This is a genomic window from Lacinutrix gracilariae (genome assembly GCF_042684485.1).
GTDB lineage: Bacteria > Bacteroidota > Bacteroidia > Flavobacteriales > Flavobacteriaceae > Oceanihabitans > Oceanihabitans gracilariae.
In genome coordinates, this window is record NZ_JBHULM010000026.1 from 1 (window position 1) to 1,078 (window position 1,078).

General features: G+C 33.5%; 1 protein-coding gene. It reads left to right on the plus strand.

Translation table 11 applies throughout. From position 1 onward, the window contains the following. The first annotated feature begins 197 nt into the window (after positions 1-197). Positions 198-821: a suppressor of fused domain protein gene (locus ACFSSB_RS15450; RefSeq protein WP_379905928.1), complete on the plus strand. Its 624-nt coding sequence runs from the start codon at positions 198-200 to the stop codon at positions 819-821. The last annotated feature ends 257 nt before the right edge of the window (positions 822-1,078 follow it).

Sequence of the window (1,078 nt, forward strand, 5' to 3'; positions counted from 1 at the left end):
ACAACACCGTATATAATTTATTGCTAGTTTCTCGCCTACTTACGAAAGTCCTCGCGGACTTTCTTGGTCAGTAATTATTTACTAAATTAGTTGCTTAACCACGCAACAAACCATATACAAACACGTTAGCCAACATTAGAAATACAATGAGAATTGAAATAAAAATTTTATTCCTTTTAATCTTTTCAACAAACATTATGAATGGACAAACCTCTGAAAATACGGAATCCATTGGTTGGGATGCAATAGATAGCACTTTGAAAAAAGAATATGGTGAACAAGTTCCTCTACATTATGCGCCAGAAATTTATTACTCACTTGGTGGAAATGAACCTCTCGATGGAATTAGTGTTTACGTGGATAAGGAAAACAAATGTTATCATTATATAACTTATGGTTTTTCGGAAATCTATGAAAAAGAAACGGAAGACAAAGAGATCAGTGGATTTGGATTTGAATTGACTTTTAGGCTAAAATTTACTGAATTCTCTGAAAAATATCCGACTTGGCCAATTAATCTACTTCAGAACATCGCGAAAGTAACTTTCTCTAAAGGAATGACATTCAAAGAATTTCAGACTCTTTCATCTGGACCAATTCGATTGGAACCTTCAACCGAAATCAAAGGAATTTTATTCACCTTAGACCCAACAATGAAAGAAATAGAAACTGAAAATGGAAAAGTTGAATTTTTGCAGATTTTTGGATTGACTTCAACCGAATATCAAAATATCATTGACAAAAAAACTGACAGACGAGAATTTATTAGTGATGAACTGAATAAAAATCCTTTACTAATAACTGACGTCGAAAGAAAATAACGTTGGCTAACAACGTGTATAATTAATTGCTTGTGACTTGCCTACGTGGAAATTCCTGCGGAATTTCCTCTTGTTCGGTACATTTTTGCTAAATTAGTTGCTTAACCACGCAACTAACCATACACAAACACGTTGTGCGCAATATGAAGAAACATCCGTAAATGAAATCAACCTTACTTCGACACAGAACAATTTTAGAACCTAAACAAAATCGAGAAAACAATCTTGAAAACGGAAATGATGCGGAAGTACTAAGT